The sequence below is a fragment of the Marinobacter sp. JSM 1782161 genome (assembly GCF_011421605.1).
Taxonomy (GTDB): domain Bacteria; phylum Pseudomonadota; class Gammaproteobacteria; order Pseudomonadales; family Oleiphilaceae; genus Marinobacter_A; species Marinobacter_A bohaiensis.
In genome coordinates, this window is the sequence record NZ_WSSA01000003.1 from 589,659 (window position 1) to 616,064 (window position 26,406).

A 26,406-nucleotide genomic window follows, 5' to 3' on the forward strand; every position below is an offset into this window, starting at 1 on the left:
GTGGAATCAGACAGCGACGTCCCGTCAGGCTTCCTTGACGAACAGATAGCCCTTGCTGCGCACCGTCTTGATGCGACGCGGATGGACCGGGTCGTCGCCGATTTTCGGACGGATCCGGGAGACTCGCACGTCGATCGAACGATCCTGCCCGTCGTATTCGATACCGCGCAGGGCCGTAAAGATTTCTTCGCGGCTCAGCACGCGGCCGGCGCTGGATGCCAGCAGCCACAGCAGGTCGAATTCGGCGCTGGTCAGATCGATACTTTCGTTGTTCAGCCAGGCCTCACGCATGGAGCGATCCACCACCAGGTCATTGAATTCAAGCCGCACCGGCTCCTCAGCGGGCTTGGATTCGGTTGCCACTTCGCCGGTGTCGGTCACCCGCCGCAGCAGGGCACGAATCCGCGCCAGCAGCACGCGCGGGCGCACGGGTTTGGAAATGTAGTCGTCGGCCCCCATTTCCAGGCCGAGTACCTGGTCCAGATCATCGGTGCGGGCCGTCAGCATCAGGATCGGCCCCGCATAGAAGGGACGTACCCGCCGGCAAATGGACAGTCCATCCTCGCCGGGCAGCATCAGGTCGAGCACGACAATATCCGGCTTCTCGCGGCGGATGCGCTCCACCGCATTGGCACCGTTCCCTTCCACAGAAACGGTCAGGCCGTTGCTTTCCAGATATTCCCGAGTCAGATCCGCCAGGCGTTCATCGTCTTCGACGATGAGAACCCTACATGTCTCGATTGCTTGTTCCACGCCGTCCATCTCTGATTTTGTTTTTCCATTTACAGCCATCTATTCGCGGCCTGCCCAACTGAATTGCATCCTGCGTCAACTCCCTGACGACTCCCCCAAGGGGCCGACCTATTGGCCCCGTTCCGACGCAACCAGCTGATTAATCGATAGACAGGCTACGCCATGTAACACCAATTATACATGTTGTTCGGAAAAATACAGGGAATGACAGCACAGTAACAAGGCGTGACAGGCTTCACCACCCTCGACCATTGTCATGTTGACGTCACGCCCGGTTCATTCAACTGCAATCCTCGATTCATAGGCTCGACGGGAAACGGTCATAAAGAGAAAACTGTCATGCCTGCAGAACAAGCCCGTTCCCTGACCAGCGCCCGTCGCCTGCGTGCGGCCATCACCCGCGACCCACAGCTCGTGGAGGCCGCCCAGCGCCTGCGCTACGATGTATTTTCAGAGGAATATGGATCTGATCTCGGCGCCACAATCCCCGGCATCGACCAGGATGCCTACGACGCTCACTGCGACCACCTGATCGTGACCGACAACCAGACCGGCGCCCTGGTCGCCACCTCACGTGTGCTGCACCAGCGCGACGCCGAGGCCGCCGGCGGGTTCTATTCCGAAGGCGAATTCGACCTGACCGCCCTGCGCGAGATGCCGGGTCATCTGGCCGAGCTGGGGCGTACCTGCGTCCATCCCGATTTCCGCACCGGCGCCACCATCAGCCTGCTGTGGTCATCGCTGGCGGAATACCTGGTCGCCGAGAACGTTGATTACCTGATCGGCTGCGCCAGCATCGGCATGGCCGACGGCGGCCACAAGGCGTGGCGCATCACCCAGTTGCTGCAAAAGCGCTACATGACCGACCTCGATCGTCGCGTCACCCCGCACCGCGCCCTGCCCCACCTCACCAACGTGGCGGCCCAGACCGAGAACCCGTCGGAAGTACCGCCGCTGATCCGCGCCTATATGCGCCTCGGCGCACGGGTCTGCGGCGAGCCCTGCTGGGACCCGGAATTCCGCTGCGCGGATCTGCTGGTGCTGCTGGAAGTCGGCAAACTGGCCAGCCGCTACAGCCGCCACTTCATGCGCCCGGCGACGGAGTCCGCGCCATGCTGATGCGGACGCTGCGTCTGGGGGCCCGACTCGGCCTGTTCGCGATCGTCCTGCTGCTGTGCTCGCTGCTGGCTGTCGCTGTGTCGCTCACCGAGTGGACGATTCGCCGGCCTATCGACAGGACCCCCTTCGCCCGGGCCTGTTTCCGGCTGGCCTCCCGCTGCCTCGGTTTCCAGGTGAACGTGCGCGGCCAACGCCCCGATGGTCCGGTCATGCTGGTCTGCAACCACATTTCCTGGTCCGACATCCCCATCCTGGGGAGCATTGTGCCGCTGCGTTTCCTGTCCAAGGCCGAGGTGCGCAACTGGCCGGTGATCGGCTGGCTGGCCAAGCAGGCCGGCACGTTATTTATCCGTCGCGGCAGTGGCCAGGCCGCGGTCGCCCGGGAAGACATTGCCCGGACCCTGCGGGAGCGCCAGTCGGTGCTGGTCTTCCCCGAAGGCACCACCAGCGTCGGCATTACCGTGCTGCCGTTCCATGGCCGCCTGCTGTCAGCGGCGGCAGAAGCTGGCGTGCCAATCCTGCCCATGACCATCGGCTACCGACGCGACAACCACCCCGACCCGCTCGCACCGTTCATCGGCGACGACAGCTTTGACCGTCATCTGGTGCGCCTGCTCAAGCAACCGGCGGTGACTGTGGACGTGGTCCTGCACGAACCGGTCAGCGTTGCAGCGAATGACGACTTCCAGGCCCTGGCCAGGCAACTGCGCGCCACGGTGGAGGACGGTTTGCAGACCATCCACAACTGCCCGGACAAGCCCGGCGCCACACCGGACTATCCCGCATCACGCCCACGTCTTGGCGGCGCCTGATGGCGCTCAGACCTCCAGCGGCCGGCCGGCGGCCACTTCGTCGTCGGTCGCCTGCCGCTTATCGATGATCTCGAGGTCGAAATACAGGGTAAATCCCGCCAACGGATGGTTGGCATCGACCTTGACCAGGTTGCCGTCGATCGCCACCACCTGCACGATCTGGGCGTCCTCGCCGCTGTTGGTCTGGAACTTCATGCCCGGCTTGAGATCCTCGACGCCGGCGAAAGCCGACCGGGGCACCTTGCGCACCAGTTCCGGATTGGTATCACCGTAGGCCATCTCCGGCGGCACGGTGACTTCCAGGCAATCGCCGATACCACGGTCCTTGACCGCTTCCTCGATGCCCTTGATGACGTTGCCGGCGCCCCACAGGAACTGCAGGGGTTCGGCGCCTTCGGAGGTGTCCACCACTTCGCCGGCGCGGTTCTTGAGCCGGTAGTGGACCGTGTAAACGTATGAGGTCTGCATAACTCTTACCTGTTGCGCCTGCGCAGCCGAACGCAATCGGCGACGCAGGCCTATTGTCTCAGGGCGTGTACCAGCAGCCGCTGGTCCAGCCGTTCTTTCCACGTTGCCGGCACGTCCAGGTCCATGCGTTTGAGCAACGGCGCCAGATCGTCCCCCGCCGGATCACCCCGCAGTGCCTGCCACAGGGTTTTCAGGGTGCCACGGCGGGATGCGGTTGCACTCCGCAGCCGCTGGAGCGCCCCCATCAGGGTCAGCTCATCCTCGGTGAAATCGCAACCGAACGGGAATGTGGGGAAGGCGTCCGGACCGGCCGCCTCCAGTGCCGCTCGCACCGCTTCCGGGGTATTGTGCCGCCAGGACGCCGGCAGCTTGAACGAGGCGTGCACCTTACCGGCTTTTTGCGCCTGTTTCAGCAACTGCGGCTGGAAGCGGGCATCGGCAATTCGGATCAGCGCCAGGTAGACGTCCTCGTCGCACTTGCCGCGCAGGTCCGCAATGCCGTATTCGGTAATCACAATGTCCCGCAGGTGGCGGGGAATCGTGCAGTGGCCGTAACTGAAAACGATGTTCGACTGCAGCCCGCCACTGCCATTGCGGGTGCTGCGCAGGGTCAGGATGGAGCGGGCTCGGGGCAGCTCGTGGGCCATGGCGACAAAGTTGTACTGGCCGCCGACGCCACTGACAACCCGGCCATCCTCCAGCCCATCGGAAACCACCTCACCGTCCAGCGTGCACATCATCGCCGAGTTGATGAAGCGGCTCTCGCGCCGCTGCGCCGCCTTCAGGCGCTGGTTGCCGAAACGGTGATCGTACAGGTGGTTGATGAAGTTCACGCTGGTCATACAAATGCTCGCCGCCTGCTCCGGCGACAGCTCGCGCAACTGCTGGTAGAAATCCGCCGGGCCGATGTAGAACCCGCCGTGCAGCACAGTTCCACCATCGAGCCGATCCCCCAGCAGAGTGGCCAGTTGCTTGCGGGCCGTCTCATCGTCCAGGTCGGGCTCCAGGCTCAGATCCCCAACGACCAGGCGCCCGCCCTTGAGATCCACCGAGTCGCGGATGATGCCAAAGCGCTGCAGCCACTGGACATCCCGGGCCCGCAACGGCGAATCGATCAGTTCCGCTGCGCGCAGGCGATCCAGGGTTTGCAGTGAGATATCGGGACCGATCTCGCCGGCGTTGATCCGCTCCTGGAGGTCGGCATCGGCATACACCTGGCGGGTGAGAATGCCGGCCTTCATCAGCTGCAGGAAACCGTCCACCATCATTTCACTGCAGCCGTAGAGACCGGTCTCGAAAGGTTCGGTGCCGCCCCACCGCGCCACCATCGGGAAGCAGTCCGCCACTTTCAGATGCTCGAACACCCGGTGCCAGGCGGCGTTCTCCCGGTGTCGCAGGCAGGTGGCGTGAACCACAGCCGCCCCCAGCGAGCCAATCCCGACCTGCAGCGTGCCGCCGTCCTCGATCAGGGTGCTGGCGTAGAAGCCGATCATGTGATCCGCCGGTTTGACCGGCTGCTGGGGAACGGGGAACAACGGGTAATCGTCGGCGGCGTTGTCGTAGAGGACATCGAACACATGGGCCGGTACTTCGGCATCGTTGCCCAGGTACGGCAGAGTGCGATTGACCTCCCCCACCACAGCCACCGGGTGCTCGGCGCTCTCCCGCTCGCGCATCAGCGGGATCAGGTCCAGGGACAGGTCCGGATTGCAGCTCAGACTGACACGGTCGTACTCGCCATCCCCGGGAGACGCCACCATCTGTGCCACCACATTGATATCGAGCGCGAGCAGGTCTCGCACCGCATGCGTGTAATTGGTGCACACGTAGTTCTGCTGCTGGACCGGGTTGTTCAGGCAACTGCCCGCCTGGAAGAAAAACTCCGAGACCCGGACGTTCGACGGCAATCGGCCGGCCTCCACATCGCGCGCATAGGCCAGCTCCGGAATGCGGCCGTACAGGCGCTCGGCAAAGGGCTCGATGAACCGTTTTTCCAGGGAGGATTTACCGCCCGGAGCGAGTGGGGAAATGGCGGTGACAATGTGCAGGCGCAATCCGGTATCGCCCTGGGCCCGCCGGTAGAGGGCGTTGACCAGGTGCACCGGTTTTCCCAGGCCCAGCGGCAGGCCCAACGTAATATCCCGCCCCACCCGTTCGATCAGGGCGTCGACGCATTCTTCAATCCGTGAGGAAACCTGGGGGGTTCGCGCCATAGCCTTGCTCTCCTTGACCATTTTCCGGGCAATGATCACACGAGCCGGGCGGGGTAACAACGGCCAAACGGAGCAAAATCAGTCGGTATGGGTGACAGTATGGAAAGGGAGACAGGCGTCAGAATTCCCACTTCAGGTCGAGACAGGCGCCTTCGTTGACCAGGGCAATGCCATGGTCGGCGTGGATACTGTCATAGGCATAGCGCTTGCCGTCGCTATCGCTCTCGAAAAGACGCAGCCGCAGCAGACGGGAACCGATCTCGGTCAGGGCATCCATGCGAATCTCTTCCTCATCTTCGGTCGGCCGATCATGTTGGGCCGACATGGCTTCGAACTGAGCGTTCGTCAGCGCGTCGTTTTCCGCGGCATCGGCCTTGACCACAAAGGCCAGGGAGTTCAATACCAGCAGGATGATGAAGATTCGAAAAACCATGGCTAACCGCCCGATGAATGCCTGAATTTTGCCCAAAATGTTTAGACATTAGTCTAGCAATGACAGATCTGTAAAACGTGATTTAACGCAAACTTCGACGTATTTACGTCAGGAAGTAAGCAATTATTTGTCAACAAACGGTCAAGCGGTGTAACGGACGATTGCAGCCATCGCCAAGCTGCAACGCGGGGCGAATCGGGACAGGTGGGCTGACACGGACCGGTGAGGGAACCGGTAACCGGCCGGGATCGCTTGGGACCCCGGCCGGAGCAGGGTTACGGGCAGGGATAGGTGAACTCGGTGTGGACCGATTCGATGTCAGACAGGGCCTGCTCGGACAGGGTTACCTGCTCGGAGGCCACATTCTCGCGCAACTGATCCATGGTGGTGGCGCCGATGATGTTGCTGGTCACGAAACCACGGCTGTTGACGTACGCCAGCGCCATCTGGGCCAGGCTCAGACCATGGGCGGCGGCGACGTCAGCGTAGGCCTGGGTGGCGGCATCCGCCCGTTCGCCGTTGTAGCGCTGGAACCGCTCGAACAGGGTCAGGCGCGCACCTTCCGGCTGCTTGCCACCAAGGTATTTGCCGGACAGCACCCCGAACGCCAGCGGCGAGTACGCCAGCAGCCCCACGTCTTCGCGATGGGCGATCTCGCCCAGGCCCACCTCGAACGAGCGGTTGAGCAGGCTGTACGGGTTCTGGATGCTCACCGGGCGCGGCCAGCCGTTCTGCTCCGCCAGCTGCAGGTAGCGCATGGTGCCCCAGGCGGTCTCGTTGGACAGGCCGATGTGGCGGATCTTGCCCTCTTTCACCAGCTCATCGAGCGCCTGCAGGGTCTCCTCGATGGGCGTGGCGTCCTCGTCCGGGTTGTGGGTGTAGCCCAGGCGGCCGAAGAAGTTGGTGCTGCGGTCCGGCCAATGGATCTGGTACAGGTCGATGTAGTCGGTCTGCAGGCGCTTGAGGCTGTCTTCCACCGCGGCGCGGATGTGCGGCCGGGTCAGGCGCGGGCCGTCGCGCAGGTAGTCCAGGCCATTACCGGGGCCGGCCACTTTGGAGGCAATCACCAGATCGTCACGGCGACCGCGCTGTTTGAGCCAGTTGCCCAGGCAGGTTTCGGTGGCGCCCTGGGTCTCGGCGCGCGGCGGAACCGGGTACATCTCCGCCGCGTCGATGAAGTTGATGCCATTGGCGGTGGCATAGTCCAGCTGTTCAAAGGCTTCCGCCTCGCTGTTCTGCTCACCCCAGGTCATGGTACCGAGGCAGATCAGGCTGACGTCCAGGTCAGTACGTCCTAACTGACGTTTCTGCATGTGTGCATCTCTCCAATCGGTGGGTTGTTCAGGAATCCGATGTATTGTTCAACGGAATGTCACGGGTCTGTCGCCGAACTGTCATTTGACCTTTCCATAGTGACAGCAACGGGGAACGCCCATTTGACGGGCCTTCCCGGTCGTTCACCCGGACTCGCAGGCTGGACAGAGTAAACCCTACCAACCAACGCATCCAGCCCGCCGCAGTCGCAGTCATGACGGAGCGCACTTGATCCAGCGTCAACGGCACATAGCCATCGTCACCGAGACCTTTCCGCCGGAGATCAACGGCGTGGCGCACACCCTCGGGCAGCTTTGCCAGGGCCTGCGCGCACGCGGCCATCGGCTCTCGGTGGTTCGGCCACGCCAGAAGCCGGAACGCGGAAGCACCGGGACGACCACAGAGTCGGCGAGCCCGGCGTTGGCGGACACCACCCTGACTCTGCCGGGCCTGCCGCTGCCGGGTTATCCGGAGTTGCAGTTCGGCCTCGCCAGCGCCCGCCGCCTGGCCCGCAACTGGAAAGCCAGCCGCCCCGACGCCATCTACGTGGCCACCGAAGGGCCTCTGGGCCTGGCCGCCCTGAGCGCGGCGCGGCGGCTGCAGATCCCGGTGTGTTCGGGGTTCCACACCAATTTTCACAGCTACAGTCGGCACTACGGCGCCGGTTTCCTGGAGAAGATGATCGCATCCTACCTGCGCTGGTTCCACAACCGTACACAGCTGACCCTGGTGCCTACCCGACGCATGCAGCAGTCGCTGCACGATCTGGGCATCAACCCGGTGGGCATCTGGAGCCGCGGCGTGGACTGCGACCGTTTCTCCCCCAGCCGGCGCGACCGCGCCCTGCGAGAACAGTGGGGCGTGAACGAGCGGGACCTGGCGGTGATCCATGTAGGGCGCCTGGCGGCGGAAAAGAACCTGGCACTGGCGGTGTCCACCTTCGAGCGCATGCGCCATATCCACCCCCGGGCCAAGCTGATCCTGGTGGGGGACGGTCCCATGCGCAAACGGCTGGCCGAGCGCCATCCCGACTACATCTTCTGCGGTATGCAACGCGGCGACGAACTGGCCCGGCACTACGCCTCCGCCGATCTGTTCCTGTTTCCCAGCAAGACGGAAACCTTCGGCAACGTGGTCACCGAAGCCATGGCCAGCGGCCTGGCGTTGGTGGCCTTCGACGACGCTGCCGCCAGCGAGCACATCCGCCACGAGGACAACGGTATGAAAGTGGCGCTGGACGACACCGAAGGCTTCGTCGACGCCGCCCTGCGACTGGCCGACCAGCCGTCGCTGATGAGCCGGCTGCGCAGTCAGGCCCGGCTCGATGCTCTGGACATCCACTGGCCCGGACTGATCGAACAGTTCGAGGCCATTCTCCTCAATCTCCGTTATAAGGAGAGCCGTCATGCCGGCAAGCAAAGCATCTCGATTCTTTGAGCGAGTCGACCAGCGGGAATTCCAGCTTTGCCAGAGCATCAACCGCTGCCTGCGCTATCGCTGCGTCCTGCCCTACTTCCGGGTGGTCAGCCGACTCGGCGACGGCTGGTTCTGGTACGCGCTGATCCTCTCGCTGCCGCTGCTGCACCCGGAAGCCGGACTGGCCCTGGCGCTGCTGATGGCGGCCACCGGCCTGGTCTGCACCTTGACCTACAAGAGCCTGAAGAAAACCCTGATCCGCGAACGGCCGTTCATCTCCTTCCCGGCGATCCACTGCGGCACGCCGCCGCTGGACCGCTACAGTTTTCCGTCCGGCCACACCCTGCACGCCGCCTGCTTTAATACACTGCTGGCGCTGACGCTGCCGACACTGGCCCTGGTGATCCTGCCGTTTACCCTGAGCGTGGCGGCGTCCCGGGTGGTGCTGGGGTTGCACTACCCCAGCGACGTGTTGGCCGGTGCGGTCATCGGCAGCGTGATGGGGGCGCTGGCGGTGGAGCTGTTGCCGCTGTTCATGCCGATGGCCTGAGTCCCTGGCCAGGAAAGCCCCTACTCGAACAACCGCAACTGCTGCGTCGGCGCCGACTCCTCGCGGAACCGAACGCCCATCCCCAACAGCCGCACCGGCCGCTCGGCATCGGTGTAGAGCTCATCCAGCAACGGCATGAAGTCGTCCACCGCCGGCGAGGCGATGTTGTCCCGCACCCGCTCCAGCGTGTGGGTGGAAAAGTCGCTGTAGCGCAGCTTCACGAACAGCTTGTGGATCGGGCGCGGCTCGGACTTGCGGCCCAGACGCCGCTCCAGGTCGTCTACCAGTGACGCCATGACCCGGTGACAGGCCTCGCGGTTGGGCAGGTCCTGGGAAAAGGTCCGCTCCACCGACACCGACTTGGCGATGCGGGTGACCGCCACCGGCCGGTTATCCTCGCCCCGGGCCATGTGGTACAGGCGCATGCCATGACGGCCGAAACGGTCCACCAGCTCATCCCGGGAAAAGCGCTGCAGCTCGCCGCAGGTGGTCGCTCCCATGGCGTGCAGCTTGCCGGCCGTGACCTTACCCACGCCAAACAGTTTCTCCACGGGCAGATGCAGGACAAAGTCGTCGATGTCCTGTGGGCGGACGACGAACAGACCATCGGGCTTCTGCCAGTCGCTGGCGATCTTGGCCAGGAACTTGTTGGGCGCTACGCCGGCGGACACCGTAATACCCACCTCCTGACGCACCCGTTCGCGCAGATGGCGCGCCATCAGCGTGGCGCTGCCCTTGTGGGCATCGATGCCGGTGACGTCGAGAAAGGCTTCGTCCAGAGACAGGGGTTCGATCAGATCGGTGAGTTCGCGAAAAATGCCCATTACCTGTCGCGACACCGAACGGTAGCGGGCCATATCCACCGGTACGGTGACCAGATCCGGACAGCGTCGCCGCGCCTCGGCCCCGGGCATGGCCGAGCGAACGCCGTATTCGCGGGCCAGGTAGTTGCAGGTGGACACCACCCCGCGCGGGCCGCCACCGCCCACCGCCAGCGGCACCCCGCGCAGGGACGGATCATCGCGCATTTCCACTGCGGCGTAGAAACAGTCGCAGTCCAGGTGAATGATTTTCCGTTCCGCCATACCGACCGTGCTGTCACTCCTGCCCGGAGAGCGTCGTCGACACTCCGCGAGCGCTTGACCCTGCGGCCTCGCCGCCCACAAACTGTACATTCATACAGACTTGTATCTTACCGCTACTTGCCGAGAATGTCAGGATTCAGGAACAGGAGAGCAACACCATGGCCGACCGGTCCCCGGACACCACCGAGATTGAAGCCGCCACGTTCCGCCGACTGGTGGAGCACCTGCGCACCCACACCGAAGTGCAGAACATCGACCTGATGAACCTGGCCGGCTTCTGCCGCAACTGCCTGTCCAAATGGTATCGTGCCGAAGCCGAGGCCCGTGGCGAGGAGCTGTCCGACGCCGCCGCCCGGGAAATCATCTACGGCATGCCCTACGATGAATGGAAAGCCAGGTACCAGACCGGCGACAAACAAGCCCACAACAAATCGGACGGCTGATGGACTTCCAGAACGCCCTGCGCATCCACCTGGCCGCCCTCGACGCCGGCCGCTCCGACTTCGAGGACAGCCTTGAGCTGATCGAACGCTTCTTCGAATTCACGCCCACCGCCTTCGACAATGGCCCGGTGCACAACGCCGCCGGCTCGAACAACGGGTCCTGCCGCATCTTCGCCCTGGGCCAGTTGGCCGGGCTGGGGGAGCAGGCGACCCTGGACTGTTTCGGCCGCCATTACCGCTCGGTAATGGCAGATCCGTCCGGTAGCGATCACGCTAATATCCGACAATTCATGAGTACGGGCTGGTCCGGCATTCGTTTCGACGGCCGACCGCTGGTCTTCCGCGCTGAGACGGAAGCCGGCCATACCTCCGACCCGATCTCTTCACCGACCAACAACGGAGAATCTCGCTGATGCCGGACGCGGATGCGATGCAAGCGAGCCAGTGCTTCCAGCTCAAGAGCGCCAACGTCTCGCTGACCGCCCTGGAGCTGCTGTTTTTTGAACCCGACGCCTTTGAAGAAACCCTGCGCGACAAGATCCGGCAGGCGCCGGGCTTCTTCCGGGACATTCCGCTGGTGGTCAACCTGGAAAAATACGAAGGCCCCACCAGCGAGCTGGATTTCTTTCAGCTGATCGGCATCTGCCGTCGCCACAACATCCACGTGGTCGCGGTGCGCGGAGGCGACGAAGACCAGCGCCGCCTGGCCCGCAACGCCGCCCTGGCCCTGTTGCCGGCGACACCCCAGCGCCAGGCCGCGCCGGAACCGGCCGAGGCCGACGAACCGGCGCCCGAGCCGGTCGCCACGCCGGACGCCGAATTGCGCAACAGCCACCCGGCACCGGGTGCGGCACGGATCGTGACCCAGCCGGTGCGGTCCGGCCAGCAGGTGTATTCGCCGGACGGCGACCTGATCATCCTGGCGCCGGTCCAGGCCGGGGCCGAAGTGTTGGCGGCGGGCAACATCCACGTCTACGGACCGCTGCGCGGGCGCGCCCTGGCGGGCGTCCACGGGCTGGCCGGAGCGCGGGTTTTCTGCCAATCGCTGGAGGCGGAGCTTGTGTCCATTGCGGGACACTATAAAATTTCGGAAGATCTGCAGGAGCAGGGTTGGAAGAAAGCAGTTCAGCTACAGCTGAAGGACGATTTGCTGGTGGCCACACCCCTCGACAAATAACGAAAAACGCGCCCGGCCGGCGACAGGGCTCTGTCATCCCGAGAAAGGCCCGAGGCGCACAGGACAGTCCCGGCCCTGCACGGCAGACTATAAAACCATGACACTTTTCACTTTCAGCAAACAGGACTGCAACCTTGGCTAAAATAATCGTCGTTACCTCAGGTAAGGGTGGCGTGGGCAAGACCACGACCAGCGCCTCGATCAGCACCGGACTGGCCCGTCGTGGCAACAAGACCGTGGTCATCGACTTCGATGTGGGCCTGCGCAACCTCGACCTCATCATGAATTGCGAGCGGCGGGTGGTGTACGACTTCGTCAACGTGATCCAGGGCGAAGCCTCCCTCAACCAGGCGCTGATCAAGGACAAGCGCGTGGACACGCTCTACATCCTGCCGGCGTCCCAGACCCGCGAAAAAGAGGCGCTGACCCGCGAAGGCGTGGAGAAGGTGCTCAACGAGCTGTCCGAAACCTTCGACTACATCGTCTGCGATTCCCCCGCTGGTATTGAGCACGGCGCCCAGATGGCGCTGTACTACGCCGACGAGGCCATCGTCGTGACCAACCCGGAGGTGTCCTCCGTGCGGGATTCCGACCGCATCCTGGGTATTCTGCAAAGCAAGTCCCGCCGTGCCGAGATGGGGCTGGACGCGGTCAAGGAGCACCTGCTGCTGACCCGTTACAACCCGGATCGGGTGGACAAGGGCGACATGCTGTCCGTCGCCGACGTGGAAGAGATTCTTGCCATTCCCCTGCTGGGCGTGATCCCGGAGTCCCAGGTGGTGCTGAACGCCTCCAACCAGGGCGTACCAGTCATCCTGGAGGACGACAGCGACGCCGGTCAGGCCTATGAAGACGCCGTCGGCCGCCTGCTGGGCGAAGAGCGCGAGCACCGCTTCCTGACTGCGGCCAAAAAGGGATTCTTCTCACGCATGTTCAAGGGGTAAGGCGGCATGAGTTTTCTCGATTACTTCCGCAGTCGCAAAAAAAACACGGCCAGTGTCGCCAAGGAGCGCCTGCAGATCATCGTCGCCCACGAGCGCGGCATGCGTGACCAGCCGGATTACCTGCCGCAGTTGCAGCAGGAGCTGGTGGCGGTGATCCGCAAGTACGTGCAGATCGACGACGACATGGTGCAGGTGGAGCTGGACCGCACCGACGAGTGTTCGGTGCTGGAACTCAACGTGACGCTGCCCGAACATCAGCAGTAATTCGCGGCCGGCTGCGGCCGGTCCGATGCCCGCTCACCAGCGGGCGTAGTGATCCTCCACCAGTCCGGGCAGGCCGGACACCTCGACCGGCCGGTCCGCGGGATCGCGGACCGTGCCTTCGAAATGCCCCACGTACTGACGAAAGTTGGACGCCAGCCAGAAGGCATTGATCCGCTCACGCCGCACGCCTTGTGGCCGAAACACCAGATCGACCCGCCCGTCGCTCGTGCTCACTCGCCAGGCCGCCTCCGGCTGGTAGCGATCAAACTCGAACCGCGCCAGGTCCAGCTTGATGCGTTCGCCGTCCAGCCAGAGGGCGTTTTCCGTCACCCCCGTTTCGTTCACCCCCGCCGCCAGATTCAGCCCCAGGCTGCGCCCGTCCGCTGTGCGCCCGGCGATACAGGCCCAGTTCCACGCCGTGTCCCGGCGCATGAACCCGCCGCTCCAGTCGATCGAGCCGCGCATCGATGCGTCGGTCTGGTAACGCCGCCGCCCCCACTGCACCGAACCGCTTACCGCCAGCCCGGCCGACTTGCGGGTAAAGACCCAGCCGTCGTAACCGGCGCGGCTGCAGACCCGCAGGGGCGCGTTGTCGCCGCTTAAGGTGAAATCCAGGTGCATGTCTCCCGTCATCCCCCGCAAGTGCCGGCGACGGCCCTCGCCCTGGATGGTCAGGCGAACGCCGGGGCGGACAAAGCGGTCGCAACCGGTCTCGGGAGAGGGTTCGCAGGCGCTCCCCCAGCCCAGCGGGTTAAGCCAGCTGCGCTCGACCAGCTCGCGCGAACCAAAATCGTAGAGGTAGCAGAAGGCATTGGCGACCCGCCCCAGATCCACCAGCGCCAGCCCCAGCACCCACTCTGGCCCCTGCACGCTGATGAACTGGAAATGGTTGTAGCGCCGCTGTCGGGCCCGACGGGACAAGGGCCGGTCCATCACCGATCGCAGGTCGTGGTCGAGGTAGTTGATGCGCTCGACGGGCTGGTCCAGCTCGCCCCAGAGCGGCTGGCCGCGGGCATTGATGAGGTCCATGGTGTGGTCTGTCCTTGATCGCGTTATCGTTGTTGTATCGGCGCACCGGTCGGCGATGCCAGGCCGATCAGGCCAATCCGGGCGGACCGGCCGCGATGCGCCAAAGTGCCGCACAGGTGGCATTTCCGCCTTCCGGCGGTTGTTACACTAGCGTCCGTGTCCCTGGAAAAGAAGGCCTTCATCGTGCGACTGACGCCCCGAGCATGCCCGTCCCTCCTGTTCGCCGCCCTGCTTGGTTGCCCGGGCCTGAGCGCGGACGCCCTGCCCGGCCCCGACGCCAACTGGCAGCTGCGCGAGGAGAGCGACGGCATCCGGATCTACACCACGGCGGTGCCAGGGTCGGATTTCGAGGCGTTCCGGGCCGTGGCGGACCTGGACGCCTCGACCAATCGGTTGATGGCGGTGCTGGTCAATCCCGCATCCTGTACCGAGTGGGTCCACAACTGCGTGGAATCGGAGGCATTCGGCAGCGGCGGTTTCGGCGACCGTTACGCCTACTCGGTCAACGACATGCCCTGGCCCGTGCAGGACCGGGACTACGTGATCCGCATCCGCACCCACGGCGAGCAGGCTTCGGGCGTGGTGGACATGTACCTCAGTGCCGTGCCCGGTGCGCGCCCGGAACGGGACGACTACATCCGCGTCGACCAGTCCGACACCCATTACCGCTTCGAACCGCTGGGACCGGAGCGCACCCGCCTGACCTGGGTCCAGCACACCGAGCCCAACGGCAGCATCCCCAGCTGGCTGGTAAACTCACTGGTGGTAGACATCCCGGTGAAATCCATCCGCAACCTTGAGCGGGTTGCGCGCTCGCCCCGCTACGCCGGTTACGAGCTGGTATTTGATGACGCCGGCAAGCTGGTGGACGTGGTTCGATCCAGTCAATCGGAGGGTGACGCGCCCTGAAAGAGCGTATAAGCTTTGCGGTAAGAATTCCCGTTTTCCAACGCGGGGATGCAGGCAAAGGTGCCGCCAGAGCACCGCGTCTGTCGGTACAACCGAGGGCCACCTGCAGTCCGGGACCGGACAGGACTCCGGGCTACCGGACACAAAGGTTTGCGGGCCCCAGCGTCAGAGCAGGATAGCGACAATGACGGTTCTCGCACGCGAGATCATGACACCCAGCGTAAAAGCCGTTCCCCAGTCCTGGACGATGGACCAGTTCACCCGGTTCCTCACCGACCACGAGATCACCGGCAGCCCGGTCAGCGACGACCACGGTCGCATCATCGGTATCGCCACCCTCAAGGACGTCGCCGAATTCCGCTGGTCCTCATCCCGGCCGTCCGACGCCGAACAGCAGCTCACCCCTGAAGAAGCCCGGGAAGCGCGCCGGCTGCGCATGTTCATTTTCGAGGAGATGAGCAAGCTGCCGGTGGAAGTCCGGGACATCATGACGCCCATCGTGGTCTCGGTCGCCGAAGACACCCCGGTGCGCGAGATCGCCGAGCTGATGATGGAGGAGCACCTGCACCGCATCTTTGTCACCCACGAAGGAGAAGTCACCGGCATCATAACCACCTACGACATGCTGAAGCTGATCTCCGACGACGCCCTGGCCCGGCGCTGCCTCGCATGACGGCGAGCGCCGAAGCCACCGCGGAGACCGATCAAAATAGCCATTGCGAGGTATCGAGCCCTATGCCCTCAGCACCGCAAGAGCGGAAAAAGATGTACGTCCTCGACACCAACGTCCTGATCCACGACCCCAACGCCCTGCTCAACTTCGAAGAACACGATGTGATTATCCCCATGACCGTCCTGGAGGAGCTGGACAGCCTCAAGTCCGGCAAGCAGGCGGTCGCTGCCGACTGCCGCCAGGCCATCCGCAACATCGACAAGCTGCTGGGCGATGCCAGCCCCAAAGACATCGAGCGGGGCGTCCCCATTGTGCGGGCACGCAAGGCCGAACCGCTGGGGACGCTGTCGATCCTGATGAGCACCGAGCACACCGGCAATCACGCGCTGCCCGAGCACCTCAACGACAACAAGATCATCAACACCCTGGCCGCGCTGCAGGTACGCAACCCCGAGCAGGACATCATCCTGGTCAGCAAGGACATCAACATGCGCCTCAAGGCGCGCGGCTTCGGCGTGGAAGCCCAGGACTACCACAACGACCAGCTACTGGACGACATCGACCTGCTGCCCAAGGGTTACCGGCAGTTCCCCAACTCCTTCTGGGACACCATCAACAAGGTGGAGACGATTCAGCGCGAGGGGGTGACCGAGCACATCCTGCGGCGCGAAGGTGAGCTGCAAAAGCTCAACATCAACGAATTCGTGCTGGACGAGCAGGGCTTCGTGGGCAAGGTGGTGGACATCGAGGACGACCGCCTGGTTCTGCAGGACCTGCACCAGCACGACCTGATGAACAAGGAAGTCTGGGGCCTGATGCCGCGGGACATCTACCAGGGCATCGCCCTGAACCTGCTGATGGACCCGGACGTGCACCTGGTCAACCTGACCGGGTCGGCCGGCTCGGGCAAAACCATCCTGGCCCTGGCAGCGTGCATCGAGATGACCGTCGCCAGCAAGACTTACAAGCGCATCATCGCCACCCGCAGCACCCAGGGGCTGGACGAGGACATCGGCTTCCTGCCCGGCACCGAGGCGGAGAAGATGGAGCCCTGGCTGGGCGCGATCGTGGACAACCTCGAAGCCCTCCACGAGGACGACGAGAACATGACCGCCAGCGTCGACTACATCCTGTCCAAGGTGCCGCTGCACTTCAAATCCCTGAACTACATCCGCGGGCGCAGCTTCCAGCACAGCCTGATCATCATCGACGAGTCCCAGAACCTGACACCGCACCAGATCAAGACGATCATCACGCGGGCGGGCAACGGCTCCAAGGTGATCTGTCTGGGCAACCTGGCGCAGATCGACACGCCCTACCTGAGCGGCCTGAGTTCCGGTCTGACCTACATGACCGAGCGTTTCAAGGGCTTCCGCCACGGTGGGCACATCCACCTGCAGGGAGTGCCGAGATCGGCCCTGGCGGAGTTTGCGGAAGCGAACCTGTAGGGAAGCGTTTCAGGAAGCAGGCTGGACTCCAGGACCAGCCTGCTCCCCACTCGCGGCTCCCACGTTATGTAGCCGAAACGTCAGTTTCGGTGGGCCCGCCAGGGCCCTTTCTTTTCAGGCAGCCGATCACTTCTCTGTCGGGCGCCCATGACGCCTCCGAAACTGACGTTTCGGCTACATGTGACGCTTTCAATTCGCCACCCGACGCATCAACCACCTCGCCGCCGTCTTACCGCTCCTGATCGTCCCAGGGATGCATCGGCATCACGGCCTCGGTCACCTCCGGGTCGAACTTGGAGCGGAAATAATCCATCGCCTTCTCGGCCTCGGCCAGTTCGTCGAAGCGGGCGATGTGGTAGATCGCCTCCCCCTCGTTCACCAGCGGCAGGTTGTTCATGCCGATGACGATGCCGGACACGGACGCCAGCAGCGCGGTTTCGGTTTCGCCGAAGGGGTCGGCGATGATCGCCAGCTTCTGGCCCTTGCGCACCCGCGCACCGAGTCGCACGATGGGGCGCATGATGCCGTCGATGTCGGCCCGCACCCACATGGAGTTGGCGGCGATCTCCGAACGCTTCTTCACCTTGATGCGTGAGGCCTTCTCGGGAAGCATGTCCAGCGCACGCATCACGCGGATGATGCCACGCACCCCGCTGGAGATGACCACGTCGTCAAAGCGCAGCGCCTCGCCCCCCTCGAAGGTCACCACCGGGATATCCAGCGAATCGGCATACTCACGCAGCGTGCCCTCGCGCAGGCTGGCGTTGAGGATCACCGGCGCGCCGAACGCCTCGGCGATGCGGATGGTCTCCGGGTTCTTCAGCTCGGCGCGGATCTGCGGCAGGTTGAAGCGATGAATGGCCCCGGTGTGCAGGTCAATGATGTGGCTGACCTGTTCCATGATCTGGGTGCGGAACAGGTAGGCGATGCGTCCGCCCAGCGAACCGGTCTCCGAGCCCGGGAAGCACCGATTCAGATCGCGACGGTCCGGCAGGTAGCGGGTGCGCTGCACGAAACCGAACACGTTGACGATGGGCACCGCCACCAGGGTTCCGCGCAGATGACGCAGCGCCCCATAACGCAACACCCGGCGGATGATCTCCACGCCGTTGATCTCATCGCCGTGGATCGCCGCACAGACCAGCAGCACCGGCCCGTCGCGACGACCGTGCACCACTTCCACCGGAATGTGCAGGGGCGTGTGGGTGTACAGCTTGGCCACCGGCACTTCCACGGTCTTGCGGGTGCCTGCCGGAATCTCCTCGCCGGCAATCACGAATGGGGCTCGCGCCATGATCAGCCTCTCCCACCTTTTGTTCTTGTCTTCCAGGGTTTCTGGTTCTTCTCGGTCCAGTCGATGATCATGCCCGCCACGTTTTTGCTGGTGGCGGTTTCAATGCCTTCCAGGCCCGGTGACGAATTCACTTCCATCACCAGCGGCCCACGCGACGAGCGCAGCAGATCCACCCCGGCCACGTTCAGGCCCATGGCCTTGGCGGCGGCAATGGCGGTGCGGCGTTCTTCCGGGGAAATGCGCACCAGCGAGGCGGTACCGCCCCGATGCAGGTTGGAGCGAAACTCCCCTTCCCCGGCCTGGCGTTTCATGGCGGCGATCACCTTGTCGCCGATCACGAAGCAGCGAATGTCAGCGCCGCCGGCCTCCTTGATGAACTCCTGCACCAGGATGTCCGCCTTCAGGCCCATGAACGCCTCGATCACGCTCTCGGCCGCCTTGCGGGTTTCCGCCAGCACCACGCCGATGCCCTGGGTGCCCTGCAGCAACTTGATCACCACCGGCGAGCCGCCCACCATGCGGATCAGCTCGGGCACGTCGTCCGGCTTGTTGGCAAACCCGGTGACCGGCATGCCCACGCCCTTGCGCGCCAACAGTTGCAGCGAGCGTAGCTTGTCCCGGGAGCGGCTGATGGCCACCGACTCATTGACCGGAAACACGCCCATCATCTCGAACTGGCGCAGCACCGCCGTGCCGTAGAAGGTCACCGACGCACCGATGCGCGGGATCACCACATCGAAGTCGTCCAGGATCTCCTTGCGGTAATGGATCTCCGGATTGGCGGAGGTGATGTTCATATAGCAGTGCAGGCAGTCGATCACCCGCACGTCATGGCCCCGGTTCAGCCCCTCTTCCACCAGGCGGCGGGTGGAATAGAGCGATTTGTTACGGGACAGGACAGCAATCTTCATGAAGTACTCCCTGCGGCCGGATCACCGGCCAGATAAGAATGTTGGGGATCCACCAGCGCCTTGCCAGCCATGGCCGTGCGCCCGAGGAGCATCCGGAAGCGCATGGTGTCGCGATTGGTCAGTGTCATTTCTATGGGCCAGCTGACGGCACCCACCTGGACCGACGTCAGGATCACCAGGCGCTGCTCGCGGTGGCCGCCGGAGTCGGACACGAGCCGCTCGTCCAGCACCGCGGCATCGCACTCGATCACCTTGTGCAGGTTGTTCTGTTCCGGATGGACCCAGAAGCGCACGCGACGTTCCTCACCTTCGGTGTAGGTTTCCATGCGAAACGTGTGCAGGCACGAGGTGCGCGCCCCGGTGTCGATCTTGGCCTTGATCCGCTCGATGCCCAGGTCCGGCAAAGCCAGCCATTCGCGCCAGCCCAGTGCCACCCGCTGATCGCCCGTTTGTGTTGCCTTCGTCTTATCGCTCGTCATCGGTTACTTCCTGTCGGTTGTCATCCCTGATCAGCTCAATCCGGAAAGGTTGCGACGCACTTCCGGCGTAGACACTGGTGTGCGGAAACGGAATCTCAACCTGCTCCCGGTCGAGCAGGGCCTTGACCGCTTCCATCATGGTGCTGCGTCCTTCCAGCACCTTGTCCGCGGGCACCCAGAAGGAGAACTGCAGGTCCACCGACGAGGGCCCGAACGCCGTGGTCAGCACGAACGGCTTGGGCTCCTCCAGACAAACCGTGCTCTCCTCGGCCAGCGAAAGCAACAACTGCTGCACCCGACGAATATCCTCGCGATAGGCGATCCCGACGGTCAGGTCGAGCCGCCGGATCGGGAAGCGCGAGCGGTTGATCACCCGGGTCTTGATCAGCGTCTCGTTGGGGATGCGCACGTACAGATTGTCCGCCGTACGCAGTTTAACGCTGAGCATGTCGATGCCGATCACCTCGCCAATGGTGCCGTCCACCTCGATGAAGTTGCCAATTTCGAACGGCTTCTCCACCAGCAGAAACAAACCGCTGATCATGTTGGACGCCGAGGTCTGCGAGGCAAAGCCGATCGCCACCGTCAGGATGCCCGCCGCGCCGAGCAGCACGTCCGGCGCGAACCCCGCCTCGCGCAGCGCCGCGATGATAAAGATAACGAAGATCGCGTAGAACACCACACGGCCGAACAGGACGGTCACATGCCGGGACGAGCGGCTGCCCAGCAACCGGGCCATCCCGCGGGACGCCGCGGTGGCGAGAACGAACCCCAGAGCCAGCAGCACCACAACCCGCAGCCAGGCGCCCCAGTCTATCGACCCCAGCTCCGCCGCCAGTGCGCCGCCTATATCATCCATTTCATCCCGCTCCTCGTTAAGCCCCTGTCGCGGCTCAGATTACCCAAAAATCCGGTCCAGCGCCTTGGTCAGCACGCCGCGGTCGTGCCAGGAGCGGGCCTCCGCCAGCTTCTCGCACTCACCGGCCTCCGCCGGCAGGCGACGAGCCACCCGCAGGGACGCCTGCGCCATCTCCGTCTCGCACACCACCGTTACCTGGGGCGTCCACAGTTGGTCGCGCTCATTTCGGTACAGCGGCAAAGACGGTGTCGGCAGGCTGAACCGCTCCAGCAGCAGAGGCTCCTGACGGCGGTTACAGATTCGCACCGGACTGATCGCCCGCCAGGGCCGCTTGGGTACCGCATCCAGCACCAGCCGCGCATAGGTGGGCGCGGTGTAGCACAGCTCGCCATCCATGGTGGTGCGCCCGACCCAGGTCAGCGAGGGTTCCGCCAGGGGCAGTTCCATCAACTGGGTGCGGGTTCGCCCCACCAGGATCCGTAGCCACACCAGGGTAGCCACGTAGATGGTGCACTCCCGACCGGCCGGGATGGTCAGCGGCTGGTAGGGCCGGATCATGGTCGGTCGATCCGCCATGGCCGGCATGAACAGCAGGTCGCCGTCCTCGTCCGGGCGGATGAAGCGATGCTGTTTGACCTCGCTACCGGGCAACACATGGCTGACCTGTTGACGCCACTCGGTGCGATCGGTCTCGCCGGCGTTGCGCTCCCAGCGCACCTGCCACTCGTTGTCGAGCAGGGTCACCCAGAAACGGGTCTCGCTCAGTTCGTGTTTCTGGGTCTGGCCGGACGCCAGGTTGTAGGTGTGATTCCACGCGCCGGATTCGTTGGGCACCGTTTCCATGGTCTGCTATCAAACTCGCTGATGGGGACGGCGCAGGCCGCCCGCGGTCAATAAAGCGCTCTATTTAGACCGTAACCCGGCCCGGCTCAAGTACGCACTACTGCGGACAGGCCCGGTGCGCCTTGAACATCTATAAAATTCAATAATTTCATTTAACTATAATCCAATCACCGGCATCCCGCGAATACATGGGAGTAACGGATTCAAAACAGGACACCGAACTTCATGCCCCAACTCGTCTGGTTCCGCAACGATCTCCGCGTCGCCGACAACCCGGCTCTGGTGGCCGCCTGTCAGAGCGGCGAGGCCGTGGAGGCCTGCTTTTTCGTCACGCCCGACCAGTGGCAGTCGCACGATCTGTCACCGGCGCGGGCAGCCCTGATGCTGGATCATGTCGAGGCCCTGGGGCAACGCCTCGCCGGTTTGGGCATCCCGCTGCACATCGTCGAGGTGGCGGACTTCGAAGCCAGTCTGTCGGCACTGGAAACGCTGGTACGGGATCAATCCATCAACACGGTCCACATCAACGAGGAATATGGCGTCAACGAACGCCGGCGAGACAAAGCCGCCCACCAGAGACTGCGGGCCTCGGGCGTCACGCTCCACAAATACCGCGACCAGACCGTGGCGCCGGTCGGCGCGGTGCTGACCGGACAGGACCAGCCCTACTCGGTCTTTACCCCCTTCTCCCGTCGCTGGTGGGACTGGGTCGAACAGAACCACCCGCACCCCCTGGCCATTCCCGCCCCGCACAACGCCAGACTGGCCGCACCGCCGCGACCGGCCACGCCGAACGGGTTCGGGGACGCGCCGCCCGCGCTCGTACGAACCGGTGAGGACGCGGCCCACGATGCCCTGCAGGCCTTCCTGGAAGAACGTGGCGCACGCTACAAGGAGGATCGGGACTTTCCCGCGGTGGACGGCACCAGCCTGCTCTCGCCCTACCTGGCCAGCGGCATCCTGTCCGGTCGCCAGTGCCTGCAGGCGGGGCTGGACGCCTTGAGACAGCAACCGGGCGCCACCGGCATCCGCACCTGGCTCAACGAGATCTGCTGGCGCGATTTCTACGTCAACATCCTCTACCACTTTCCCCGGGTCAGCATGCACCGGGCGTTCAAGCCGGAAACCGAGGCGCTGACCTGGAACGATGCCGGCGAGACCCTGACCGCCTGGCAGGAAGGCCGCACCGGTATTCCCATCGTCGACGCCGCCATGCGCCAGTTGCGACAGACCGGCTGGATGCACAACCGCCTGCGCATGGTGGCGGCCATGTTCCTGTCGAAGAACCTGTTCCTGGACTGGCGTTTGGGGGAGGCCTGGTTCATGCGCAACCTGGCGGACGGGTATCTGGCATCGAACAACGGCGGCTGGCAGTGGAGCGCCTCCACGGGCACCGACGCGGCGCCCTACTTTCGGGTCTTCAACCCGGCCACCCAGAGCGAGCGCTTCGATCCACGCGGCGATTTTATCCGGCAGTACGTGCCGGAGCTGCGTGACCTGGACAACAAGCGCATCCACAACCCGGCCGCCGGCGGCACGGTGCCGAAGGGCTACGTGCGCCCGATCGTGGACCTGAAAAGCTCACGCAAGGAGGCCATTGCCCGCTTCCAGGCACTCAAGGATTAGTGCTCAAGAGTTCGAGTGCACCAGAATCCAGAGCAGCAGCGCGGCGTTGAGCAATAGGGACGTCACGGCGATCACCGGCCAGCGTTCGGCGGGCACCCGCTCCATGAGCGGCGGGTTGGCATCCGGCAGCAGCTTGGGGTTCGGATGTGCCAAGTCCTGCAGGAATTCCGACAGCGCCGGATAGCGCTCTTCCGGCCGAAAAGCCACGGCCTTCTCCAGGCAGGCGTCGAGCCACACCGGCAGGTCCGGACAGACCTCGCGGGCGCTGCGATACCGCAGCCGCGATCGGGCCGACGATTTCGGCGGGCGGGCGTAGGGCAGCCGTCCGGTCAGCATCTCGTAGGCGATCACGCCCAGCGCGTAGCGGTCGGACGCCGGCGTGGGGCGATCGCCGTCCAGGCACTCCGGCGGCGCGTAGCGTTCGGTGCCCAGGTAGCCGTCCTCGTTCCAGGGCACGTCGATCTGCTCGATACCGCGAATGCGCACCGCGCCCAGATCGATCAGCTTCACCGTGCCGTCGCGGTCGATCACGATGTTTTCCGGCTTCAGATCCTGATGCACCATTTCCAGCCGGTGCAGCGCCCGCACGCCGGCGGCGATCTGGCGCACGATGCCACGCACCTCCGCCGGCGACGGCCGCGGGTGGTCGTTCATCCATTCCCGCAGCGTGGGGCCATCCACGTACTCGGTCAGGCAATACAGGCATTGGCGCTGCTGCGGTGGTTCGATCGAGCGCACCACGTGGGGGCTGCTGACCCGACGCGCCACCCAGGCCTCGGTGAGGAAACGGTCGATGTAAGCGGGATCATCCTGGAAATTGGGGGACGGGGTTTTCATGATCACCAGCGGCCGGCCGTCGTCCGGCGACGCCAGGTAAACGTGGGTGCGTCGGCTGGCGTGGATCTCGCGGATGATGCGGTAGCCGTCCAGGGACTGGCCCGGCCGCAACGGCGGCGGGAACGGGAGTTCGCTGAGCCGCTCGTAGTGGGCGTCCAGATCCTGGGCCGGCAGGTGATCCACAGCCACCACCTGGGCGCTGAGGTTGTCGTTGCTGCCCGCTTCCAGTGCGTGGGTCACCAGCCACTCGGCGCCGGTTTCGGGATCGTCGATGGACGCGCCCTCGATCAGCTCCGCTCGCTGCAACACGCCATGCACGCCGTCGGTGGTGAGGATCAGCCGGTCCCCCGGCTCCAGCGTCAACCGGCGCGCGTCGATCTCCACGTTCAGCTCCACGCCCATGGCGCGGGACAGCGCCTGGCGCGACGTACCCATCACCACATGATGGTCCTGGGTGAGACATTCCAGATCGCCACCGCGCAGCAGGTACACGCGGCTGTCGCCGACGTGGAACACGTAGGCCCGGTTGTTCTTGATCACCAGGCCGCTGAAGGTGCAGACCATGGCGCTGCCGCTGCCGTGACGCGCCTGGCCGCGGCCATGCAACCAGCGGTTGAGGGCGCCCAGCACACGGCTGGCGGAGGTTTCCACGCTCCAGGAATCCGGCGTGCTGTAGTAATCGTGCAGGAAACCTTTGACGCAGGCTTCCGCCGCCTCGCGGCCAGCGCTGGAGGCACTGACGCCGTCGGCGATCACCGCCGCCACGCCCTTCAGCGCCAGCGCCTCGCCTTCCGGGTAGCGGGCGCCCAGGCTGTCCTGGTTTTCCGGCTTGCGCCCGGCCGCGCTGTGCTGGCCCAGGCGCACCTGCAGTCGTCCGCTCATGGCACCTCGATCATCCGCACCGAGCCGTCAGGCATGACTTCGCTGGTCTGCGGGCTGGGTTCGTCCATAAACACCGCCACCAGCACCAGGATCGCCAGGGCCACGGCGCCCAGCACGAAGAAGAACACGGCCGGCGACACCTGCGCCAACACCACCAGGAAGATCACCCCGCCGACGTTGCCGTAGGCACCGGCCATGCCGGCTACCTGCCCGGTGAGGCGTCGCTTGACCAGGGGCACCGAGGCGTAGACCGCCCCGCAGCCGCCCTGCACGAACACCGAGCAGAACAGCACCAGCAGCACCGCGAGCGGCAGCGGCCAGGCGCCGTCGATCTGCCCCATCAACAGGTAGCCCACGCTGATCCCGGCGAGCATCACCAGGGTGATCAGCTTGCGGCCGAAACGATCCGCCAGGTAGCCGCCACCAGGACGCCCGATCAGGTTCATCAGGGCGAAGCTACCGCCCAGCATGCCCGCCAGCACCGGTGAAATATCGAACGTGTCGAGGAAGTACAGCGGCAGCATGGACACCACCGCCAGCTCGGAACCGAAACTGGCCATATAGACCAGGTCCAGCAACGCCACCTGCTTGAAGGCGTAGCGGTCGAATGCCGGCACCGGCTTGTCGAAGACGTGACCGTTGATCTGCCAGATGCGCACCAACTGGAACACCAGCATGATGGCAATCACCCCGTAGATCAGGTTGGTGGTGGTCGCGCCCACCAGGCCGAGCTTGGCCGGCCCCAACTGCCAGGCAATCAGGCCCATGGCCAGGAACAGCGGCAGGTTCATCAACACGTAGAGAACGAAATCGCCCTTGCTGGTGACTTCCATGGCGCCGCCACGCTTGGGCTTGAAGTAGGTGGAGCCTTCCGGCGTGTCCTTGACCATGATGAAAAAGACCACGGCGTAGAGCATGGCGATCACGCCGGTGGTGCCAACGGCCCAACGCCAGCCGTCATCGCCACCGAAGAACAGCGCCACTGCCGGCATGGACAGGCCGGCAAAAGCCGCACCGAAGTTGCCCCAACCACCGTAGATGCCTTCCGCCAGACCCAGCTCCCGGGCCGGGTACCATTCGCTGATCAGGCGGATGCCCACCACAAAACCGGCGCCCACGAAGCCCAGCAAGAAGCGGGTCAGCGCCAGCTGCTCGAAGGATTCCGCCAGGGCAAAGCCCAGACAGAACACGCCGGATAACGCCAGCACCAGTGCATAGACCCGACGCGGGCCCAGGGTATCCACCAGCATGCCGATCAGGATGCGGGCGGGAATGGTCAGCGCCACGTTCAGCAGCAGGATGGTGTTCACTTCACTGGTGGTCAGGTTGAACTGCTCGCGGATGGTGACCATCAGCGGGGCGTGGTTGAACCAGACCAGGAAACTGATAAAGAACGCGACCCAACTGAGATGCAGGATCCGGGTCTTACCCCGGAACGCGAAAAACTGGAAGGATTGTTCCGACATAACGCTGCCTTGAACCACAAACGTGAATGGCCTCGGGCAGGCTGCCTGTCTGCAGGAAGGGAGTGGGGAAAAGCGGGCCAGCGCGGAGCGCCGCCCTCGGGACCGACTGTCCTCATAAAGGACATCACTCACCTTCCAAGCAGTGACGCCCTTGCCAAC

The 26,406-nt window shown here is 64.3% G+C and carries 27 protein-coding genes; 13 read left to right on the plus strand and 14 right to left on the minus strand.

The features are described from left to right. Positions 1-24: 24 nt before the first annotated feature. A complete protein-coding gene (locus GQB00_RS15515; protein WP_228160674.1) occupies positions 25-753 on the minus strand; it encodes a response regulator in 729 nt (242 codons plus the stop codon). Positions 754-1,092: 339 nt separating this feature from the next. On the opposite strand from GQB00_RS15515, the gene GQB00_RS15520 reads away from it, so the two are divergent. Both GQB00_RS15520 and GQB00_RS15525 read left to right on the plus strand, forming a co-directional pair. Further along, positions 1,093-1,872: a GNAT family N-acetyltransferase gene (locus GQB00_RS15520; protein ID WP_111497448.1), complete on the plus strand. Its 780-nt coding sequence runs from the start codon at positions 1,093-1,095 to the stop codon at positions 1,870-1,872. Next, positions 1,866-2,684, plus strand: coding sequence for a lysophospholipid acyltransferase family protein (locus GQB00_RS15525; RefSeq protein ID WP_165856991.1), 819 nt, complete (start codon positions 1,866-1,868; stop codon positions 2,682-2,684). The genes GQB00_RS15520 and GQB00_RS15525 overlap by 7 nt, the downstream gene beginning before the upstream one ends. A 6-nt stretch (positions 2,685-2,690) precedes the next feature. Here the strand turns inward: GQB00_RS15525 and GQB00_RS15530 are convergent, their stop codons facing one another. From GQB00_RS15530 to GQB00_RS15545, 4 genes are all read right to left on the minus strand, one after another. Continuing rightward, positions 2,691-3,152, minus strand: coding sequence for an FKBP-type peptidyl-prolyl cis-trans isomerase (locus GQB00_RS15530; RefSeq protein ID WP_111497446.1), 462 nt, complete (start codon positions 3,150-3,152; stop codon positions 2,691-2,693). A 50-nt stretch (positions 3,153-3,202) separates the two neighbouring features. Next, entirely contained in the window at positions 3,203-5,365 is a 2,163-nt protein-coding gene (locus GQB00_RS15535; protein WP_165856992.1) for an acetyl-CoA hydrolase/transferase C-terminal domain-containing protein, read from the minus strand. A 118-nt stretch (positions 5,366-5,483) separates the two neighbouring features. Further along, complete coding sequence (locus tag GQB00_RS15540; protein WP_111497444.1) at positions 5,484-5,798, minus strand: hypothetical protein; 315 nt, start codon at positions 5,796-5,798, stop codon at positions 5,484-5,486. Between the two features lie 275 nt (positions 5,799-6,073). Further along, positions 6,074-7,111, minus strand: coding sequence for an NADP(H)-dependent aldo-keto reductase (locus GQB00_RS15545; protein ID WP_111497443.1), 1,038 nt, complete (start codon positions 7,109-7,111; stop codon positions 6,074-6,076). Between the two features lie 229 nt (positions 7,112-7,340). Here GQB00_RS15545 and GQB00_RS15550 point away from each other — a divergent pair, with 229 nt between their 5' ends. After that, on the plus strand, positions 7,341-8,549 hold the full coding sequence (locus tag GQB00_RS15550; RefSeq protein WP_165856993.1) for a glycosyltransferase family 4 protein: 1,209 nt from the start codon (positions 7,341-7,343) through the stop codon (positions 8,547-8,549). After that, positions 8,518-9,078 carry a phosphatase PAP2 family protein gene (locus GQB00_RS15555; protein ID WP_165856994.1) on the plus strand — a complete coding sequence of 187 codons (561 nt, stop codon included), beginning with the start codon at positions 8,518-8,520 and terminating at the stop codon, positions 9,076-9,078. Before GQB00_RS15550 ends, GQB00_RS15555 begins: the two co-directional genes overlap by 32 nt. 20 nt (positions 9,079-9,098) lie before the next feature. On the opposite strand, the gene dinB is transcribed toward GQB00_RS15555, so the two are convergent. Further along, positions 9,099-10,163: a DNA polymerase IV gene (gene dinB, locus GQB00_RS15560; RefSeq protein WP_111497440.1), complete on the minus strand. Its 1,065-nt coding sequence runs from the start codon at positions 10,161-10,163 to the stop codon at positions 9,099-9,101. 158 nt (positions 10,164-10,321) lie between these two features. Between dinB and GQB00_RS15565 the strand changes: the two genes are divergently transcribed. The 5 genes from GQB00_RS15565 to minE all read left to right on the plus strand — a co-directional run bounded on the left by GQB00_RS15565 (position 10,322) and on the right by minE (position 12,991). Continuing rightward, positions 10,322-10,606, plus strand: coding sequence for a DUF1244 domain-containing protein (locus GQB00_RS15565; RefSeq protein WP_165856995.1), 285 nt, complete (start codon positions 10,322-10,324; stop codon positions 10,604-10,606). Further along, a complete protein-coding gene (locus tag GQB00_RS15570) occupies positions 10,606-11,019 on the plus strand; it encodes a HopJ type III effector protein (protein ID WP_165856996.1) in 414 nt (137 codons plus the stop codon). Before GQB00_RS15565 ends, GQB00_RS15570 begins: the two co-directional genes overlap by 1 nt. Continuing rightward, positions 11,019-11,783, plus strand: coding sequence for a septum site-determining protein MinC (gene minC, locus GQB00_RS15575; protein WP_165856997.1), 765 nt, complete (start codon positions 11,019-11,021; stop codon positions 11,781-11,783). Before GQB00_RS15570 ends, minC begins: the two co-directional genes overlap by 1 nt. A 134-nt stretch (positions 11,784-11,917) precedes the next feature. Beyond that, on the plus strand, positions 11,918-12,727 hold the full coding sequence (gene minD, locus GQB00_RS15580; protein ID WP_111497436.1) for a septum site-determining protein MinD: 810 nt from the start codon (positions 11,918-11,920) through the stop codon (positions 12,725-12,727). A gap of 6 nt (positions 12,728-12,733) precedes the next feature. Continuing rightward, positions 12,734-12,991 carry a cell division topological specificity factor MinE gene (gene minE, locus GQB00_RS15585; protein ID WP_111497435.1) on the plus strand — a complete coding sequence of 86 codons (258 nt, stop codon included), beginning with the start codon at positions 12,734-12,736 and terminating at the stop codon, positions 12,989-12,991. Positions 12,992-13,024: 33 nt separating this feature from the next. On the opposite strand, the gene GQB00_RS15590 is transcribed toward minE, so the two are convergent. Then, positions 13,025-14,020 carry a DUF2804 domain-containing protein gene (locus GQB00_RS15590; RefSeq protein WP_165856998.1) on the minus strand — a complete coding sequence of 332 codons (996 nt, stop codon included), beginning with the start codon at positions 14,018-14,020 and terminating at the stop codon, positions 13,025-13,027. A 183-nt stretch (positions 14,021-14,203) separates the two neighbouring features. On the opposite strand from GQB00_RS15590, the gene GQB00_RS15595 reads away from it, so the two are divergent. From GQB00_RS15595 to GQB00_RS15605, 3 genes are all read left to right on the plus strand, one after another. Further along, positions 14,204-14,929, plus strand: a complete 726-nt coding sequence (locus GQB00_RS15595) for an START domain-containing protein (protein WP_323127295.1) — start codon at positions 14,204-14,206, stop codon at positions 14,927-14,929. Between the two features lie 184 nt (positions 14,930-15,113). Next, positions 15,114-15,602, plus strand: coding sequence for an HPP family protein (locus tag GQB00_RS15600; protein ID WP_111497433.1), 489 nt, complete (start codon positions 15,114-15,116; stop codon positions 15,600-15,602). Between the two features lie 92 nt (positions 15,603-15,694). After that, positions 15,695-17,050: a PhoH family protein gene (locus GQB00_RS15605; RefSeq protein ID WP_111497432.1), complete on the plus strand. Its 1,356-nt coding sequence runs from the start codon at positions 15,695-15,697 to the stop codon at positions 17,048-17,050. Between the two features lie 229 nt (positions 17,051-17,279). Here GQB00_RS15605 and GQB00_RS15610 read toward each other — a convergent pair whose 3' ends face one another. Genes GQB00_RS15610 through GQB00_RS15630 form a run of 5 tightly spaced genes read right to left on the minus strand, consistent with a single transcriptional unit; the run spans position 17,280 to position 21,436 of the window. Further along, complete coding sequence (locus GQB00_RS15610) at positions 17,280-18,344, minus strand: succinylglutamate desuccinylase/aspartoacylase family protein (RefSeq protein ID WP_111497431.1); 1,065 nt, start codon at positions 18,342-18,344, stop codon at positions 17,280-17,282. A gap of 2 nt (positions 18,345-18,346) precedes the next feature. Next, positions 18,347-19,255, minus strand: coding sequence for a 30S ribosomal protein S6--L-glutamate ligase (gene rimK, locus GQB00_RS15615; protein ID WP_111497430.1), 909 nt, complete (start codon positions 19,253-19,255; stop codon positions 18,347-18,349). Next, on the minus strand, positions 19,252-19,734 hold the full coding sequence (locus GQB00_RS15620) for an ATP-dependent zinc protease (protein ID WP_111497429.1): 483 nt from the start codon (positions 19,732-19,734) through the stop codon (positions 19,252-19,254). The genes rimK and GQB00_RS15620 overlap by 4 nt, the downstream gene beginning before the upstream one ends. Beyond that, a complete protein-coding gene (locus tag GQB00_RS15625) occupies positions 19,721-20,593 on the minus strand; it encodes a mechanosensitive ion channel family protein (RefSeq protein WP_111497428.1) in 873 nt (290 codons plus the stop codon). The genes GQB00_RS15620 and GQB00_RS15625 overlap by 14 nt, the downstream gene beginning before the upstream one ends. A 39-nt stretch (positions 20,594-20,632) precedes the next feature. Further along, a complete protein-coding gene (locus GQB00_RS15630) occupies positions 20,633-21,436 on the minus strand; it encodes a hypothetical protein (protein WP_111497427.1) in 804 nt (267 codons plus the stop codon). Positions 21,437-21,661: 225 nt separating this feature from the next. Between GQB00_RS15630 and phrB the strand changes: the two genes are divergently transcribed. After that, positions 21,662-23,062, plus strand: a complete 1,401-nt coding sequence (gene phrB / locus GQB00_RS15635; RefSeq protein WP_165856999.1) for a deoxyribodipyrimidine photo-lyase — start codon at positions 21,662-21,664, stop codon at positions 23,060-23,062. A gap of 3 nt (positions 23,063-23,065) precedes the next feature. Here the strand turns inward: phrB and GQB00_RS15640 are convergent, their stop codons facing one another. Continuing rightward, positions 23,066-24,781, minus strand: a complete 1,716-nt coding sequence (locus tag GQB00_RS15640) for a bifunctional protein-serine/threonine kinase/phosphatase (protein ID WP_111497425.1) — start codon at positions 24,779-24,781, stop codon at positions 23,066-23,068. Then, complete coding sequence (locus GQB00_RS15645) at positions 24,778-26,247, minus strand: NarK family nitrate/nitrite MFS transporter (RefSeq protein WP_165857000.1); 1,470 nt, start codon at positions 26,245-26,247, stop codon at positions 24,778-24,780. Before GQB00_RS15645 ends, GQB00_RS15640 begins: the two co-directional genes overlap by 4 nt. Positions 26,248-26,406: the final 159 nt, after the last annotated feature.